General features: G+C 65.4%; 1 protein-coding gene. It reads left to right on the plus strand.

All coding sequences use genetic code 11. The features are described from left to right. A partial coding sequence (locus EN925_RS37290) for a glycosyltransferase family A protein (RefSeq protein WP_164894735.1) occupies positions 1-995 on the plus strand: 995 nt, incomplete at both ends.

Below are 995 nucleotides of genomic sequence, written 5' to 3' on the forward strand. Positions count from 1 at the left end.
CTGCCGCACCGCTCGTCTCCGTCCTGTTGCCGGTCTACAATGCCGGTCCCTATCTCGCCACCGCGCTGGGAAGCATCCTGCGGCAGGATCACAGTCGCCTGGAGATCATCGCGATCGATGACGGTTCGACCGACAATTCGCTCGAGATACTCGAGCGATGCCAAAAGGCCGACAGCCGCATTTCGATCATCTCGCGCGAAAACCGCGGCCTTGTCGCGACGCTCAACGAAGGGCTGGCGATCGCCCGGGGCGAACTGGTCGCGCGGATGGACGCCGATGACGTCGCCTATCCCTGGCGTTTGTCGCGCCAGGTGGCGCTGTTCGAGCGGCGGCCCGAACTGGGCTTCTGCGGCGCCGGCGTCGACATGTTGATCCGCGGCCGCATCGCCAGGGGCAGGCCCGATCCGGTGTTCCAGTTCGGCCGCATCCCTGTATTGGCGATGTTCTTCACGATCTTCATGCACCCGACGGTCGTCTACAACAGGAAGGTCATCGACGACAGCGTCCTGCACTATGACCAGGCCTACCGGCATGCCGAGGATTTCGATCTTTTCAGGCGGCTGGCCGGCCGTTACCCGGCAGCCATGATGCCTGAAAACCTGGTCGTCTACCGCGTCCATCAGGCAAGCGTGACGAGCCGGCACGTCAAGGAGATGCGCAGGACGCATTTGCGGATCGTGGCTGAGAACCTCGAGCGCGAGGGCCTGGCGCAGGCCACGCGGGACCTGCGCGACATTGGCGATGCGGTCAGCCACGGCACCGTCGCCCGTGCGGCCGACTTCATCGTCGCGCTGGAGGAGGAGATCCGCTCGCTGTCGGCGGCGACGCGGCCGAGCTTCGAGGCCGGCGCGCTGAACCTGTTCTATTTCCTCTACCAGCTCGTCGCCGACGAAAAGCAGCCCGCGCTGACGCATGAATTGCTGACGCGGACCGCGAAATGGAACGTCATCCGGCGCCGCGAACAATATGCCCTGCGGCCCGGCGCCTGGGCGCCC

Source organism: Mesorhizobium sp. M7A.F.Ca.US.006.04.2.1 (genome assembly GCF_004022915.1).
GTDB lineage: Bacteria > Pseudomonadota > Alphaproteobacteria > Rhizobiales > Rhizobiaceae > Mesorhizobium > Mesorhizobium ciceri.